We start from the raw sequence: 15,416 nt of genomic DNA on the forward strand, positions 1-15,416 counted from the left end.
TTTGGGTTTCGCCATGGGCATTTTCCCGAGGCGAGATGTATCCGCAAACCAGCCCATTCAAGGTGTTGTGAGCCTCTTTCGGAGGAGCGCAAAACGGGCTGGATTTTAGACCCAACCTTTGGAGTTATTTCTATGTCGACGACCATGCGCGAAATGCTGGAAGCCGGTGTCCATTTCGGTCACCAAACGCGCTTCTGGAACCCCAAGATGGCCCCGTACATCTTCGGCCATCGCAACAAGATTCACATCATCAACCTGGAAAAGTCGCTTCCGATGTTCCAGGAAGCGATGAAGTACGCCAAACAGCTCACCGCCAACCGCGGCACCATCCTGATGGTCGGCACCAAGCGCCAGGCCCGCGAGATCGTGGCGGCCGAAGCGCGCCGCGCCGGCGTGCCCTTTGTCGACACCCGCTGGCTCGGCGGCATGCTGACCAACTTCAAGACCGTCAAGACCTCGATCAAGCGCCTGAAGGACATGAAGGCCCAGCAGGAAGCCGGCCTCGACAGCCTGAGCAAGAAAGAACAGCTCACCTTCACCCGCGAGATCGAGAAGCTCGAGAAGGACATCGGCGGCATCCAGGACATGGCTGCGCTCCCCGACGCCATCTTCGTGATCGACGTGGGCTTCCACAAGATCGCCGTGGCCGAAGCCAAGAAGCTCGGCATCCCGCTGATCGGCGTGGTCGATTCCAACCACTCGCCTGAAGGCATCGACTACGTGATCCCGGGCAATGACGACTCGTCCAAGGCCGTCACGCTGTACGCCCGCGGCATCGCCGACGCGATCATCGAAGGCCGCGCCAGCGCGGTCAGCGACGTGGTGAAGGCCGTGGCCGAAGGCAGCGGCGATGAATTCGTCGAAGTCGAAGAGGGTGCTTCCGCCTGATCGGCGCTCGCCCGAGCCTGAAGAAGGGGCTTTGTTGCCCCTTTTTTTTAACTTGATTTTCGCGGCGCCCGGTGCGGGCCGCCGCAACTGACAAACCGAACGGAGAAACGACATGGCAACAATCACCGCAAGCATGGTCGGCGAACTGCGCGCAAAGACCGACGCCCCGATGATGGAGTGCAAGAAGGCGCTGACCGAGGCCGACGGCAACATGGATAAGGCCGAAGAGCTGCTGCGCATCAAGCTCGGCAACAAGGCCGGCAAGGCCTCAGGCCGCATCACCGCCGAAGGCGTGGTCACGGCTTTCGTCGAAGGCGACGCCGGCGCCATGATCGAGATCAACTGCGAAACCGACTTCGTCACCAAGAACGACAGCTTCCTGGCCATGGCCAATGCCGCGGCGATGCTGGTCGCCAAGCACAACCCGGCCGACCTGGCTGCGCTGGGTGCGCTGCCCTACGAGCAGGACGGCTTCGGCCCGACGCTGGAAGACGTGCGCAAGGGCCTGGTCGGCAAGATCGGCGAGAACATGAGCTTCCGCCGCTTCAAGCGCTTCGCCGGCAACGGCAAGCTGGCCTCGTACCTGCACGGCACGCGCATCGGCGTGATGGTCGAGTTCGAGGGCGACGACACCTCGGCCAAGGACGTTGCGATGCACATCGCCGCGATGAAGCCGGTGGCCATCTCCAGCGCCGACGTGCCGGCCGATCTGATCGAGAAAGAGCGTGCGGTCGCCGCCGGCAAGGCCGAGGAAGACCGCAAGGCCGCCGAAGCCGAAGGCAAGAAGCCGCAGCCGGCCGACATCGTGACCAAGCGCATCGAAGGCGGGGTTCAGAAGTACCTGAAGGAAGTCTCGCTGCACAACCAGGCTTTCGTGAAGAACGACAAGCAGACCGTGGAGCAGATGCTCAAGGCGGCGAACACCTCGATCAAGGGCTTCACGCTCTATGTGGTCGGCGAAGGCATCGAGAAGAAGGTCGACGACTTCGCGGCCGAAGTGGCGGCGCAGGTCGCTGCGGCCAAAGCGGCAGCCTGAGTGCCGCCCCCAGGCGACGGCGCGCACCGCGCGCTGCCGCTTTTTCGCAATCACGTTTTACACTCGCCCCGCCAACTCCAAAGGAACCCACCCATGTCCGACGCCCGACCAGCCCACAAGCGAATCTTGTTGAAGCTGTCGGGCGAGGCATTGATGGGTGACGACGCCTTCGGCATCAACCGGGCGACCATCGTGCGCATGGTCGGCGAAGTGGCCGAGGTGGTGAACATGGGCGTCGAGGTTGCCGTCGTGATCGGCGGCGGCAACATCTTCCGCGGCGTCGCCGGCGGCTCGGTGGGCATGGATCGCGCCACGGCCGACTACATGGGCATGCTGGCGACCGTCATGAACGCGCTGGCGCTGGCCGACGCGATGAACAAGCAGGGCTTGATCGCCCGCGTGATGTCGGCCATCGCGATCGAGCAGGTCGTGGAGCCCTACGTTCGCCCCAAGGCGCTGCAGTACCTCGAAGAGGGCAAGGTCGTGATTTTTGCGGCCGGCACCGGCAACCCCTTCTTCACGACCGACACGGCTGCGGCGCTGCGCGGCGCCGAGATCGGCGCGGAGCTGGTGCTCAAGGCAACCAAGGTCGACGGCGTCTATACCGCAGACCCCAAGAAGGACCTGAGCGCGACACGCTACGCCCGCTTGAGCTTCGACGAAGCCATCGCGCAGAATCTCGGCATCATGGACGCCACGGCCTTCGCGCTGTGCCGCGACCAGAACCTGCCGATCAAGGTGTTCTCGATCTTCAAGAACGGTGCGCTCAAGCGCGTCGTGATGGGCGAGGACGAAGGCACGCTGGTGCATGCCTGAAGAGGACCAAGAAGATGACCATTGCCGAAATCCGCGATGCGACCGACGCCAAGATGAATCAGTCGCTCGCCGCCTTCCAGAACAACCTGACCAAGATCCGCACCGGCCGCGCCAATCCCGCGCTGCTGGACTCGGTCCACGTCGATTACTACGGCTCCTCGGTGCCGCTGTCTCAGGTAGCGAACGTTTCGCTGCTCGATTCGCGCACCATCAGCGTCCAGCCCTGGGAAAAGGGCATGGGCGCCAAGATCGAAAAGGCCATTCGCGAAAGCGATCTGGGCCTGAATCCCGCGTCGATGGGTGACCTGATCCGCGTGCCGCTGCCGCCGATGAGCGAAGAGCGCCGCAAGGAAATGACCAAGCTGGTGCGCAACGAGGGCGAGACCGCCAAGATCGCGACCCGCAACCTGCGCCGGGACGCCAATGATGCGATCAAGAAGCTGGTCAAGGACAAGCTGGCATCCGAAGACGATCAGAAGCGGGCCGAGGCCGAGATCCAGAAGGTGACCGATCGCCACATCGGCGAGATCGACCGGCTGGTGGCGGCCAAGGAAGCGGAGATCATGGCCGTCTGATGGCGACATCACCTGCCATGCCCCACCACATTGCCATCGTCATGGATGGCAATGGCCGCTGGGCCACGCGCCGCTTTCTGCCGCGCGTCGCGGGGCACAAGCAGGGCGTCGAATCCTTGCGCCGTTGCGTCAAGGCCTGCGTCGACCGCGGCGTCGCGGTTCTCACCGTGTTCGCCTTCTCCTCCGAGAACTGGAACCGTCCCGTCGAGGAAGTGTCCGGGCTGATGGACCTGATGGTCGGTGCGCTTGGCCGCGAAGTACCGAAGTTGAGCCATGACGGCGTACGGCTGCATTTCATCGGCGAGCGCGGCGGCCTGTCCGAGAAAATCGCCGCCGGCCTGTTGCAGGCGGAGGCAGCGACGGCCCACAATACCCGGCTGGTGCTCAACGTCTGCTTCAACTACGGCGGCCGCTGGGATATCGCCCGCGCAGCGGCCCAGCTTGCCGCGCGCGGCGAGCCGCTGACCGAGGCCAACCTCGATGCGGCGATGGCGCTGTCGCACGTGCCCGACCCCGATCTGTTCATCCGTACCGGCGGCGAGCAGCGGCTGTCGAATTTCCTGCTGTGGCAGAGCGCCTATGCCGAGCTGTTCTTCAGCGACCGCCTCTGGCCCGAGTTCGACGAGGCCGCCCTCGACGAAGCCATCGCTGCCTTCCAGCGCCGCGAGCGCCGCTTCGGCCAGACTTCCGCGCAGGTCGCGGGCAACGCATGGCGCGATCCGCAGGCAGCCTGAGCGAATGCTCAAACAACGCATCATCACTGCGATCGTCCTGCTGGCGATCCTGCTGCCGGCGCTTTTCTATCCGTCGCATGTGCCCTTTGCCTGCGTGATGCTGGCGCTGATCGCAGCCGCGGCCTGGGAGTGGGGGCGGCTCAACGGCTACGGGTCGAGTGTGTCGCTGTTCCTGGGGCTGGAGACGCTCGTGCTTTGCGCGCTGTCCTGGTGGTTGGGGCTGCTCGGTCAGTCGCTGCTGCCTGTCTGGATCTTCGCCAGCGCCGCCTGGGTGCTCGGCGGGGCTGCGCTGCTGCGCGTCGCAGTGCCCGGCTGGCCGCGCGTGCCGAGGGGTCTGCGCCTGGTCGGCGGGCTGCTGGTGCTTTGGGTCGCGTGGCTGGCCGCGGTCAAGGCACGGATGGTCGGCATCAACTTCCTGCTGTCGATCCTCGTGCTGGTGTGGGTGGCCGACATCTTTGCGTACTTCGCGGGGCGCGCATTCGGACTCAGGTTCACGCGCAACAAGCTCGCGCCGGCCATCAGTCCCGGCAAGAGCTGGGAGGGTGTCTGGGGCGGCATGGCGGGCGTCCTGGTTCTGGCCCTGGCCTGGGTCTGGGCCGACGCGGCCGCCCAGCCTGCGGTGGCCAGCCTCTACACGCGGCTGGCCGAGCGCGGATGGTGGCTGCTGCTGGTCGGTGTGGTCTTTCTGGCGGCGATGAGCGTGGTGGGCGATCTGGTCGAGTCGCTGATCAAGCGCAGCGCGGGCGCCAAGGACAGCAGCACCTTGCTGCCGGGCCACGGCGGCGTGCTCGACCGCGTCGATGCCTTGCTGCCGACGCTTCCTATTGCCATGATGTTGGCCTTCTTGTGATGACATACCCTAGGCAACGCATCACGGTGCTCGGTTCGACCGGCTCGGTCGGCGTCAGTACGCTCGACGTGATCGCCCGGCATCCCGAGCGCTTCGAGGTGTTCGCGCTGTCGGCTGCAACCAAGGTCGACGAGCTGCTGGCCCAGTGCGTGCAGTTCTCGCCGAAGTTTGCGGTCATGGCGAGCCCGCCGCATGCCCGGCTGCTGGCTGAAAAGCTGAAACAGAGCGGCCTGTCCACGCGCGTGCTCCAGGGAGCGGACGCCATCGAGACGATCGCCTCGCACGAGGAATGCGATGCCGTGATGGCCGCCATCGTCGGCGCGGCCGGGCTCGGGCCCTGCCTCGCAGCCGCTCGCGCCGGCAAGCGGCTGCTGCTCGCCAACAAGGAGGCCCTGGTGGTCGGTGGCGAGCTGTTCATGCGCACGGTGCGCGAGGGCGGGGCGACGCTGCTGCCCATCGACAGCGAGCACTCGGCGATCTTCCAGTCGCTGCCGGAAGACCCGGCCACCTGGCCGCGGCGCATTGACAAGATCATCCTGACCGCCTCCGGCGGCCCGTTCCGCACGCGCTCGCCGGACACGCTCGGTGCCGTGACGCCCGAGCAGGCCTGCGCGCACCCAAACTGGGTCATGGGCCGCAAGATCTCGGTGGATTCCGCCACCATGATGAACAAGGCCCTCGAGGTGATCGAGGCGCGCCACCTGTTTGGCGTGGCGCCCGAGCAGATCGAGGTCGTGATCCACCCGCAGAGCGTGGTGCATTCGATGGTGCAATTCACCGACGCCTCGGTGATCGCGCAGCTCGGCACGCCAGACATGCGGGTGCCCATCGCCGTCGGGCTGGCCTGGCCCGAGCGCATCCAAAGCGGTGCCGCCCGGCTCGATTTCCGGCAGATGGCGGCGCTGACTTTCGATGCGCCCGATGTCCAGCTCTTTCCCGGCCTGGGACTCGCATGGCAGGCGTTGCGGGCAGCGCCGGGCACGACCGCTGTGCTCAATGCGGCCAACGAGGTGGCGGTCGAAGCATTCCTGCATCACCGCTTGCGCTTCGATCGTATCCATGCGGTGAACCTGGAAACTTTGGATGCGGTGCAGCCCTCCAACCCAGCATCGCTGGCCGACCTGCTGGCACTGGATGCCAGCGCCCGGGCTGCTGCCAACGCCGCAGCGCTACGCTTCGCAGCCTGACTTTTCCATACCCGGGGGTCTCCATGCTCACAGTCGTTGCCTTCATCGTCGCGCTCGGCTTGCTGATCGCGGTGCACGAGTACGGCCACTATCGGGTGGCGGTTGCATGCGGGGTCAAGGTGCTGCGCTTTTCGGTCGGCTTCGGCAAGACGCTGTATCGCTGGCAGCCCAAGCGCCAGCACCCGGGGCAGGACACGGAGTTCGTGATCGCCGCGTTCCCGCTCGGCGGCTACGTGAAGATGCTCGACGAACGCGAAGGGCCCGTGGCGCCCGAAGAGCGGCACCGCGCCTTCAACACCCAGCCGCTGCGTTCGCGCGCTGCCATCGTCGCCGCCGGTCCGATCGCCAATCTCCTGCTGGCCGTCGTGCTCTACACCGCGGTCAACTGGATCGGCGTCGAAGAGCCTGTCGCGAAGCTGGGCCAGCCGGTGGCCGCTTCGCTGGCCGAGCAGGCCGGTTTGCGCGGCGGCGAGCACGTCGCGCGCGCCGGCTTCGACGGCGACCTGGAGCCTGTGCAGTCCTTTGAAGACCTGCGCTGGCGCATGACGCGCGGAGCGCTCGACGGCCGCGATCTGACGCTCGAGATCGCAGGGGAGGGCGCGCGGCCTGCGCGCGAGATCGTGCTGCCGTTGAGCCGCATCGAGGCCAAGGATGCCGATGCGCAGATGTTCCGCAAGATCGGCGTCGTCGCACCGCTGACGCGCCCCGAGATCGGCGAGGTGATGGCAGGCGGCGCGGCGGAGCGCTCGGGCCTGCGCCGCGGCGATGTGGTGCGCTCGGTCGGCAGCACGGCCATCGTCGACGGCCAGCAATTGCGCGACGTGATCCGCGCCTCGGTCGAGGGTGGCCAGCCGCGCACGCAGACCTGGGAGATCGAGCGCGACGGTCAGATGCTCCGCGTCGAAGTCACGCCGGAGGTGCGCGACGAAGCTGCGGCCAAGGTCGGCCGTGTCGGTGCCTATGTGGGTGCGCCACCCGAGATGGTGACGGTGCGGCTGGGCGTGGTCGACGGCGTCTGGCGCGGCGTGGTCCGCACCTGGGAGGTGTCGACGCTCACCGTGCGCATGATGGGCAAGATGCTGATCGGCGAAGCCTCGATCAAGAACCTGAGCGGACCGCTGACGATCGCCGACTACGCGGGCAAGTCCGCCAGCATGGGTCTCACGCAATACCTGGTGTTCCTCGCCCTCATCAGCGTGAGTCTCGGCGTGTTGAACCTCATGCCGCTGCCGGTCCTCGATGGGGGGCACCTGATGTATTATCTTTGGGAGGGCCTGACCGGCAAGAGCGTCTCCGATGCATGGATGGAACGGTTCCAACGCGGGGGTGTCGCGTTGCTGCTGGTCATGATGTCGATCGCACTCTTCAACGATGTGACTCGACTCTTTGGTTAACTTTCTGCTGGCCCTTTCCGCGCCGGCTCAATTCACAGATGAACAATAAATTCAGTCGCTTTCGCCTGCGCAGCGTTGCCGCGGTGGTCGCCAGTGCACTCGCCGCCACGGCCGCCTGGGCCGTCGAGCCCTTCACGGTACGCGACATCCGGGTCGAAGGCCTGCAACGCGTGGAGCCCGGCACCATCTTCGCCTCGCTGCCGCTGCGCGTGGGCGACACCTACAGCGACGAGCGCGGCACGGCTGCCATCCGCGCGCTGTTCGACCTGGGCCTGTTCAAGGACGTGCGCATCGACGTCAGCGGCAACGTGCTGGTGGTGATCGTCGAGGAGCGCCCCACCATCGCCGACGTCGACTTCGTGGGCACCAAGGAGTTCGACAAAGCCGTGCTGCAGAAGGCGCTGCGCGAGGTCGGCCTGGCCGACGGCCGCCCCTACGACAAGGCCCTGGCCGACCGCGCCGAGCAGGAGCTCAAGCGCCAGTACGTCAGCCGCAGCCTGTACAACGCCCAGGTCGTCACCACCGTCACGCCGATCGAGCGCAACCGCGTCAACCTGACCTTCACCGTCACCGAAGGCGAGGCCGCGCGCATCCGCGAAGTGCGCATCGTTGGCAACAAGGCCTTCAGCGAAGGCACGCTGCTGGATCTCTTCGACCAGGACGCGGGCGGCTGGATGAGCTGGTACACCAAGAGCAACCAGTACTCGCGCGCCAAGCTCAACGCCGACCTGGAGACGCTGCGCTCCTACTACATCACGCGCGGCTACCTGGAGTTCCGCATCGACTCCACGCAGGTGGCGATCTCGCCGGACCGCCAGGACCTCGCGATCACGGTGAACCTCACCGAGGGCGAGAAGTTCGTGGTGGCCGGGGTCAAGATGGAGGGCAACTACCTCGGGCGCGAGGAGGAGTTCAAGTCGCTGGTGACGATCCAGCCCGGGGAGCCCTACAACGGCGAGCAGGTGACGGAGACCACCAAGGCCTTCACCGACTACTTCGGCACCTTCGGCTACGCGTTCGCGCGGGTGCAGGCCGAGCCCGAGATCGACCGCACCAACAACCGCGTGTCGCTGACGCTGAAGGCGGAGCCCTCGCGGCGGGTGTACGTGCGGCGGGTGGCCATCGGGGGCAACAACCGCACGCGCGACGAGGTGATCCGGCGCGAGTTCCGCCAGTACGAGGCGTCCTGGTACGACGGCGACAAGATCAAGCTGTCGCGCGACCGGGTGGACCGCCTGGGCTTCTTCACCGAGGTGAATGTGGAGACGCAGGAGGTGCCGGGCTCGCCGGACCAGGTCGACCTGACGATCAACGTGGCCGAAAAACCGACCGGTACGCTGCAACTGGGCGCAGGTTTTTCCAGTGCCGAGAAGGTGTCGTTCACCTTCGGTATCGCGCAGGAGAATGTTTTCGGTTCCGGCAACCACCTCGGCCTTCAGGTCAACACCAGCAAATACAACCGGGCGCTCTCGCTGACGACCACGGACCCCTACTTCACGAAGGACGGCATCTCGCGCACCTTTGGCATCTACCACACGACCACGCGGCCTTACTACAGCGTCGACGGCGACTACCGGCTGGTCAATGAAGGCGGCAGCATCCGCTTCGGCGTGCCGTTCAGCGAAGTCGACACGGTCTTCTTCGGCGCCGGATTGGAGCGCTACCGCTTCGACCCGGGCGGCAACGTCGCTTTCCTGACACCGCAGTCGTACCGGCGCTACTTCGGCTGCAGCACCAGCGCGTCGGGCCTTGTCACCGGCTGTACCAACGACAGCGTCTGGGGCGTGCCGTTGACCATCGGCTGGTCGCGCGACGACCGCGACAGCGCGCTGCTGCCGACCCGCGGACGCCTGCAGCGCGCCAACCTCGAGGTGGGCGTGGGCGGCGACATGAAGTACCTGAAGACCAACTACCAGTATCAGCAGTTCTTTCCGATCAGCAAGCAGTACACCTTTGCGATCAACGGCGAGCTCGGCTACGGCAAGGAATACGGCGGCAAGCCGTACCCGATCTTCAAGAACTTCTACGCGGGCGGCCTGGGGTCGGTCCGCGGCTTCGAGCAGAACTCGCTGGGGCCCCGCGACGTGCCGCTGCTGGGGCAGACCGAAGGCGCGGCGCTGGGCGGCACCAAGAAGGCGATCTTCAACGCCGAACTCAGCACGCCGTTCCCGGGCGCCGGCAACGACCGCACGCTGCGCCTCTACGGCTTCTTCGACATCGGCAACGTGTTCGGCACGCGCGATGCCTTCTCGACCGACGCCCAGTGGAAGGCGGCGAAGAAGCTCCGCGCCTCGGTGGGCCTGGGCATCAGCTGGATCTCGCCGCTGGGGCCGCTGCGCCTGGCTTACGCCATCCCGGTCAGGCAGCAGGATGAAGACCTGACCGACCCGCTGCATCCGATCCCGAAGGATAGAATTCAACGCCTGCAATTCCAGATCGGAACCTCTTTCTAATGAATCCATTGCTTCGCGCCGCCGGTGCGCTGCTGATCCCCGCTTTCGCCCTCGCGGGCGGGCTCGCGCACGCGCAGGAAACTTTCCGCATCGGTTTCGTCAATCCCGATCGCGTGTTGCGTGAAGCGCAGCCTGCCAAGGCCGCGCAGGCGAAGCTCGAGTCCGAGTTCCTGAAGCGCGAGAAGGACCTGACGGGGCAGGGCGAAGCCCTCAAGGCTGCTTCCGAAAAGTTCGAGCGCGAGGCGCCGACCCTGTCCGAGAGCCAGCGCGTGGCCCGTCAGCGCGCCCTGGTCGACCAGGACCGTGACTTCCAGCGCCGCCGCCGCGAATTCCAGGAAGACCTCAACGCGCGCAAGAACGAAGAGCTGCAGCAGGTCTACGAACGCGCCAACCGCGTGGTCAAGCAGGTGGCAGAGGCCGAGAAGTACGACGCGATCCTGCAGGAAGCGATCTACATCAATCCGAAGCACGACATCACCGAGAAGGTGATCAAGGCGCTGAATGCGTCCACTTCTGCCGGCGGCAAATAGCGCCGCGAACCGGCGTGGCACTGCGGCTAGGCGCAATCGTTGAGGCCCTCGGGGGCGAACTGCAGGGTGACCCCGCGCTGTCGATCGAGCGGCTTGCGCCGTTGGCGACGGCGCAGGACGACGCGCTCAGTTTCCTGAGCCATCCCAAGTACCGTAAAGAGCTCACTGCCTCGCAAGCAGGCTGCGTCATCGTGTCGCCTGCCATGCGGGAGCTGGCGGCCCAGCGCGGGTCGTTCATCGTGACGGCCGACCCCTACCTCTATTTCGCGCGTCTGACCCAGCTCTGGAAGCAATCTCATGCCAGGCCAGACAGCGCGCGCATCCATCCCAGCGCGGTGATCGACCCCGGCGCGCAGATCGACCCCAGCGCGCGTATCGGCGCGCTGTGCGTCGTCGAGCGTGGCGCGCGCATCGGCGCAGAAACGGTGCTGAAGTCCAGGGTGACGGTGAGCGAGGACTGCGTCATCGGCGCGCGTTGCCTGCTGCATCCGGGCGTCGTGATCGGGGCCGACGGCTTCGGGCTCGCGCCGCACGAGGGCGCCTGGGTCAAGATCGAGCAGCTCGGCGCGGTACGCATCGGCGACGACGTGGAGATAGGCGCCAACACCTGCATCGATCGCGGTGCGCTCGAAGACACCGTGATCGAAGACGGCGTCAAGCTCGACAACCTGATCCAGATCGGCCACAACGTCCGCGTCGGCAAGCACACCGCCATGGCGGGCTGCGTCGGCGTGGCGGGCAGCGCGGACATCGGTGCGAACTGCACCATCGGCGGCGGCGCGATCGTGCTCGGCCACCTGAAGCTGGCCGATGGGGTGCACATTTCGGCCGCGACGGTGGTGACCCGGTCCATTCTCAAGCCCGGCCAGTACACCGGCGTGTTTCCCATCGACGACAATGCCGCCTGGGAGAAAAACGCCGCCACGCTCAAACAACTGCACGCTCTGCGCGAGCGCCTGAAGGCGCTTGAAAAACCGGTGGTGCAAGACAGAAAATCATGACGCTCGACATCCATCAGATCCTCAAACTGCTGCCGCACCGCTACCCCTTCCTGCTGGTAGACCGCGTGCTCGCGATGGAAAAGGGCAAGCGCATCACCGCGCTCAAGAACGTGACCATGAACGAGCCGTTCTTCAACGGCCACTTCCCGCACCGGCCGGTGATGCCCGGCGTACTGATGCTCGAGGCGATGGCGCAGGCCGCGGCCCTGCTGTCCTTCCATTCGCTGGACATCGTGCCGGACGACAACACCGTGTACTACTTCGCGGCCATCGACGGCGCGCGCTTCAAGCGTCCGGTGGAGCCGGGCGACCAGCTGACGCTCGAGGTCGAGATCGAGCGCATGAAGGCCGGCATCTCGAAGTTCAAAGGGCGCGCGCTGGTCGGCAGCGAGCTGGCTTGCGAGGCCACCTTGATGTGCGCCATGCGCCAGATCAATTGATCGTGCTCGAGGCATGACGCAGGTTCATCCGACGGCCATCGTCGACCCCAAGGCCGAACTCGACCCGACGGTCAGCGTCGGCCCCTATGCCGTGATCGGTCCGCATGTGCGGGTCGGCGCCGGCACCACGATCGGCGCGCATTGCGTGATCGAGGGGCGCACCACCATCGGCCGCGACAATCGCATCTTCCAGTTCGCATCGCTGGGCGCCGTTCCGCAGGACAAGAAGTACGCGGGCGAACCGACCGAACTCGTGATCGGCGAGCGCAACACGATCCGCGAGTTCTGCACCTTCAACATCGGCGTGCCGGGGGCCGGCGGCGTGACGCGCGTGGGCAGCGACAACTGGATCATGGCCTACACGCACATCGCGCACGACTGCCGCGTCGACGACCACGCCACGCTCGCCAACAACACGACGCTGGCGGGCCACGTGCACCTGGCGGACTGGGTGACGGTGGGCGGGCTGACCGGCATTCACCAGTTCGTCTCGGTCGGTGCCCACGCGATGATCGGCTTTGCCAGCGCGGTGGCGCAGGACGTGCCGCCTTTCATGCTGGTCGACGGCAATCCGCTGGCGGTGCGCGGCTTCAATGTGGTCGGCTTGCGCCGCCGCGATTTCTCCGCGGCACGGATCGCGGCCGTCAAGCAGATGCACCGGCTGCTGTACCGTCAGGGCAAGACGCTCGAGGAGGCCCGCGCCGCCATCGAGGCCCTGGCCATCGAAGTACCCGAATCGGCCGCCGATGTCGCGATGATGAGCGGCTTCCTGTCCAGCGCCACGCGCGGCATCGCGCGCTAGGGCACCGCATGTCGGAGGTACAGCGACAGTTTGCGCTGGTCGCGGGCGAGCCCTCGGGCGACCTGCTGGCCGGGCTGCTGCTCGACGGCTTGCTCTCGCGCTGGCCGGCCATGAAGGCCGTCGGCATCGGCGGCCCGCAGATGTTGGCGCGCGGCTTCGAGAGCTGGTGGCCGCAGGAAAAACTGGCGGTGCGCGGCTATGTCGAGGTGCTGCGCCACTACGCCGAAATCGCCGGCATCCGGCGCCGGCTCCGTGCCCGGCTGCTGCTTGACCGGCCCGAACTCTTCATTGGCGTCGATGCGCCGGACTTCAATCTGGACCTCGAAGCCGCGTTGCGGGCCAGCGGCATGAAGACGGCGCATTTCGTCTGCCCCTCGATCTGGGCCTGGCGCCCGGAACGCGCGGAGAAGCTGCGCACAGCGGCCGATCATGTGCTGTGCATCTTTCCGTTCGAGCCCGCGCTGCTGGCCGAACACGGGATCGCAGCAAGCTACGTTGGCCATCCGATCGCCAACGTGATCCCGATGGCGCCCGACCAGGCGGGCGCACGCGCCGCGTTGGGATTGGACGCGGAAGCGCCGGTCGTCGCCTTGCTGCCGGGCAGCCGGCGCTCGGAGATCCGCTACCTCGCCGCAGGCTTTTTCGAAGCGGCCACGCTGATGCTGCGCGAGCGGCCTGAACTTCAGTTCATCGCGCCCGTGCTGCCGGGCCTCCGGGACGAGGTCGAGCAACTGCTGCAGGCCAGCGGCATGGCCGGCCGCGTGAAACTGCTCGACGGCCGTTCGCACGCCGCGCTCGCGGCCTGCGACGCCACCCTGATCGCCAGCGGGACCGCGACGCTCGAAGCCGCGCTGTTCAAGCGGCCGATGGTGATCGCCTACAACATGAACAAGCTTTCGTGGGCGCTCATGCGCCGCAAGCAGCTGCAGCCCTGGGTGGGTCTGCCGAACATCCTGTGCGGCGAATTCGTCGTGCCCGAACTGCTGCAGGAGGCGGCGACGCCCCAGGCGATGGCCGACGCGACGCTCGCCTGGCTTGCCTCGCCGGACAAGGTTCACGCCTTGCAACAACGTTTTTGCACGCTGCATGCCGAATTGCAGCGCGATACGCCGACACTGTGCGCCGATGCGATCCAGAAAGTTCTTGAAGGCTGAGCAGGCCACGCTCGCTTGGGACGCTCCCGGGCTCCTGGCCGGCGTCGACGAGGCCGGCCGCGGCCCGCTGGCCGGCCCGGTCGTTGCCGCGGCCGTGATCCTCGACGACGAGCGGCCGATCCGTGGCCTGGCCGATTCGAAGACCCTGACCGCGCTGCAGCGCGAGCGCCTGAACGACCAGATCCTGGCCAAGGCACTGTGCTGCTCGGTGGCGCAGGCCAGCGTGGAGGAGATCGACACCCACAACATCCTCCAGGCGACGATGCTGGCCATGCGGCGCGCGGTCGAGGGCCTGCGGCTGAAGCCGGCAAAGGTGCTGGTCGACGGCAACCGGCTGCCCAGGCTGGACGTGCTGGCCGAGGCCGTCGTCGGCGGCGACGCGCGCGTGAAGGCGATCTCGGCCGCCTCGATCCTGGCCAAGGTGCACCGTGACCGGCTCTGCCAGGAACTGCACGCCGAATTCCCGCACTATGGCTTCGCGGGCCACAAGGGCTATGGCACACCAGAGCACCTGGAGGCGCTGTTGCGCCACGGCGCTTGCGTGCACCACCGCAGATCCTTCAGCCCGGTCGCTGCCGTACTCGCACGCGCGACGGGGCAGACGGAGCCCATGACGGCGGCGATGTTGAGCGAAATGGTCGCGGAAACGACCCAGATCGAGGTGCGGATCGCCCCATGACCGCGGACGAGGTCAGCCACATCACGTCGCGGGACAACCCGCTCCTGAAGGAATTGCGCAAGCTGGCGCACGACCCGGGTGCCTACCGCAAGGCGGGCCGGGTCTGGCTCGAAGGCGATCACCTGTGCCGCGCCGCGCGCGAGCGCGGCGTCCGGCCGGCCGTGGCGGTCTTTGCCGAGTCGCTGTGGCCTTCGGCGCGCTCCGAATGGAGCGGGGTGGCGGCCAAGACCGTGGTGCTGGCCGATGCCTTGCTCGCCGGCGTGAGCGGTCTGGAGTCGCCCGCTCCGATGGGCTTCGTACTCGAACTGCCGGCGCCGCCGGCGGTCACCCCCGATGCGCCCACCGTGGTGCTCGATCGCCTCCAGGATGCCGGCAATGTCGGCTCCATCCTGCGCAGCGCGGCGGCCTTCGGCTTCGGCCAGGTGATCGCGCTCAAGGGCACCGCCGCGCTATGGGCGCCCAAGGTGCTGCGTGCCGGCATGGGTGCGCATTTCGGGCTGCAGCTGATCGAGGGCGCGGACATCCAGATGCTGGATGCGCTGACTGTGCCCTGGATCGCCACCAGTTCGCACCGCGGCGACTGGCTGCATCGCACGCAGCTGCCGTACCCGTGCGCCTGGTTGATGGGGCACGAAGGGCAGGGCGTTTCCGCCATCCTGGAGACGCGCGCCGCCCGGCATGTGCGCATTGCGCAGCCGGGCGGCGAGGAGTCGCTCAACGTCGCGGCGGCGGCGGCGATCTGCCTGCATGCGAGTGCCGCCGCGGCCAAGGGATAAGCCCGCGCCGGCTATAATCAAGGGCTTTCCCGCTCACACCCCGCCCACAGCGCACGCAAGCCAACTCCTCGACGAAAGTCGCAGCCCAAAGTCACTTCTTG

General features: G+C 66.7%; 16 protein-coding genes. All 16 read left to right on the forward strand.

Annotation, left to right across the window (positions count from 1 at the left end):
* Nucleotides 1-132: 132 nt before the first annotated feature.
* The 16 genes from rpsB to ACSQ89_RS12575 all read left to right on the forward strand — a co-directional run bounded on the left by rpsB (nt 133) and on the right by ACSQ89_RS12575 (nt 15,315).
* Complete coding sequence (rpsB, locus tag ACSQ89_RS12500) at nt 133-888, forward strand: 30S ribosomal protein S2 (protein ID WP_436292547.1); 756 nt, start codon at nt 133-135, stop codon at nt 886-888.
* Nucleotides 889-1,000: 112 nt separating this feature from the next.
* A complete protein-coding gene (gene tsf, locus ACSQ89_RS12505; RefSeq protein ID WP_093109247.1) occupies nt 1,001-1,924 on the forward strand; it encodes a translation elongation factor Ts in 924 nt (307 codons plus the stop codon).
* 93 nt (nt 1,925-2,017) lie between these two features.
* A complete protein-coding gene (gene pyrH / locus ACSQ89_RS12510; RefSeq protein WP_093109248.1) occupies nt 2,018-2,740 on the forward strand; it encodes a UMP kinase in 723 nt (240 codons plus the stop codon).
* 14 nt (nt 2,741-2,754) lie between these two features.
* Entirely contained in the window at nt 2,755-3,315 is a 561-nt protein-coding gene (gene frr, locus ACSQ89_RS12515; protein WP_093109249.1) for a ribosome recycling factor, read from the forward strand.
* Nucleotides 3,315-4,049 carry a polyprenyl diphosphate synthase gene (uppS, locus tag ACSQ89_RS12520; RefSeq protein ID WP_436292548.1) on the forward strand — a complete coding sequence of 245 codons (735 nt, stop codon included), beginning with the start codon at nt 3,315-3,317 and terminating at the stop codon, nt 4,047-4,049. The genes frr and uppS overlap by 1 nt, the downstream gene beginning before the upstream one ends.
* Nucleotides 4,050-4,053: 4 nt before the next feature.
* Complete coding sequence (locus ACSQ89_RS12525; RefSeq protein WP_436292549.1) at nt 4,054-4,899, forward strand: phosphatidate cytidylyltransferase; 846 nt, start codon at nt 4,054-4,056, stop codon at nt 4,897-4,899.
* Nucleotides 4,899-6,086 carry a 1-deoxy-D-xylulose-5-phosphate reductoisomerase gene (gene ispC / locus ACSQ89_RS12530; RefSeq protein ID WP_093109252.1) on the forward strand — a complete coding sequence of 396 codons (1,188 nt, stop codon included), beginning with the start codon at nt 4,899-4,901 and terminating at the stop codon, nt 6,084-6,086. Before ACSQ89_RS12525 ends, ispC begins: the two co-directional genes overlap by 1 nt.
* A 23-nt stretch (nt 6,087-6,109) precedes the next feature.
* Nucleotides 6,110-7,480, forward strand: a complete 1,371-nt coding sequence (rseP, locus tag ACSQ89_RS12535) for an RIP metalloprotease RseP (protein ID WP_093109253.1) — start codon at nt 6,110-6,112, stop codon at nt 7,478-7,480.
* A 38-nt stretch (nt 7,481-7,518) separates the two neighbouring features.
* Nucleotides 7,519-9,933, forward strand: coding sequence for an outer membrane protein assembly factor BamA (bamA, locus tag ACSQ89_RS12540; protein WP_436296194.1), 2,415 nt, complete (start codon nt 7,519-7,521; stop codon nt 9,931-9,933).
* Nucleotides 9,933-10,463, forward strand: coding sequence for an OmpH family outer membrane protein (locus ACSQ89_RS12545; protein WP_093107820.1), 531 nt, complete (start codon nt 9,933-9,935; stop codon nt 10,461-10,463). The genes bamA and ACSQ89_RS12545 overlap by 1 nt, the downstream gene beginning before the upstream one ends.
* A gap of 14 nt (nt 10,464-10,477) precedes the next feature.
* The gene (gene lpxD / locus ACSQ89_RS12550) at nt 10,478-11,464 is read left to right on the forward strand and encodes a UDP-3-O-(3-hydroxymyristoyl)glucosamine N-acyltransferase (protein WP_436290532.1); all 987 of its coding nucleotides are present in this window, start codon (nt 10,478-10,480) and stop codon (nt 11,462-11,464) included.
* Nucleotides 11,461-11,904, forward strand: coding sequence for a 3-hydroxyacyl-ACP dehydratase FabZ (gene fabZ, locus ACSQ89_RS12555; RefSeq protein ID WP_093107816.1), 444 nt, complete (start codon nt 11,461-11,463; stop codon nt 11,902-11,904). The genes lpxD and fabZ overlap by 4 nt, the downstream gene beginning before the upstream one ends.
* 13 nt (nt 11,905-11,917) lie before the next feature.
* Nucleotides 11,918-12,706: an acyl-ACP--UDP-N-acetylglucosamine O-acyltransferase gene (gene lpxA, locus ACSQ89_RS12560; protein WP_093107814.1), complete on the forward strand. Its 789-nt coding sequence runs from the start codon at nt 11,918-11,920 to the stop codon at nt 12,704-12,706.
* Between the two features lie 8 nt (nt 12,707-12,714).
* Entirely contained in the window at nt 12,715-13,860 is a 1,146-nt protein-coding gene (lpxB, locus tag ACSQ89_RS12565) for a lipid-A-disaccharide synthase (RefSeq protein ID WP_093107812.1), read from the forward strand.
* The gene (rnhB, locus tag ACSQ89_RS12570; protein ID WP_093107810.1) at nt 13,832-14,539 is read left to right on the forward strand and encodes a ribonuclease HII; all 708 of its coding nucleotides are present in this window, start codon (nt 13,832-13,834) and stop codon (nt 14,537-14,539) included. Before lpxB ends, rnhB begins: the two co-directional genes overlap by 29 nt.
* Nucleotides 14,536-15,315 carry a TrmH family RNA methyltransferase gene (locus ACSQ89_RS12575; protein WP_093107808.1) on the forward strand — a complete coding sequence of 260 codons (780 nt, stop codon included), beginning with the start codon at nt 14,536-14,538 and terminating at the stop codon, nt 15,313-15,315. Before rnhB ends, ACSQ89_RS12575 begins: the two co-directional genes overlap by 4 nt.
* Nucleotides 15,316-15,416 lie beyond the last annotated feature (101 nt).

It is taken from the genome of Variovorax sp. LjRoot175, assembly GCF_964253805.1.
Classification (GTDB): domain Bacteria; phylum Pseudomonadota; class Gammaproteobacteria; order Burkholderiales; family Burkholderiaceae_C; genus Variovorax.